Source organism: Flavobacterium sp. GW823-FHT06G12, assembly GCF_058794775.1.
The window spans coordinates 1-656 of record NZ_JBXAHE010000015.1; the positions used below are offsets into that span (position 1 = coordinate 1).

The following is a 656-nucleotide window of genomic DNA, read 5'->3' on the forward strand; positions in this document are numbered from 1 at the left end:
GGAACTTTAACGGTTAAAAATGCAAACGGCTGCGTTTCCTCAGGAAACAGTTTTACGGTTACGGTTAATCCTCTTCCGACAATCACACTCGGATCGTCGGGGGCAGTTTGCTTTAGCGCTGGCGTGCAGAGCACCAGTCTGAGCTACAGCGCTGTTACAAACGCGCCTACGACCTACAGCATTGTCTGGAACGCCAGCCCGACAAACAATTTTCTTCCCGTTACCGATGCATCCCTGACAGGCGGTTCAATTAATATTGCCGTTCCTGCGGGAACAGCCGCCGGGACTTATACGGGAACTTTAACGGTTAAAAATGCAAACGGCTGCGTTTCCTCAGGAAACAGTTTCACGGTTACGGTCAATCCTCTTCCGACAATCACACTCGGATCGGCAGGGGCAGTCTGCTTTAGTGCTGGCGTGCAGAGCGCCAGTCTGAACTACAGCGCTGTGACAAACGCGCCGACCAGCTACAGCATTGTCTGGAACGCCAGTCCGACAAATAATTTTCTTCCCGTTACCGATGCATCTCTATCGGCCGGTTCAATTAATATTGCCGTTCCTGCGGGAACAGCCGCTGGGACTTATACGGGAACTTTAACGGTTAAAAATGCAAACGGCTGCGTTTCCTCAGGAAACAGTTTTACGGTTACGGTTAA

Annotated in this window: 1 protein-coding gene; it reads left to right on the forward strand. The window is 50.9% G+C overall.

Features of this window, described 5'->3' with window-relative positions; genetic code table 11:
* Positions 1-447: 447 nt before the first annotated feature.
* The coding region (locus tag AC1Q5Z_RS23375; RefSeq protein WP_492447110.1) for a hypothetical protein at positions 448-656 on the forward strand (209 nt) is incomplete at its 3' end.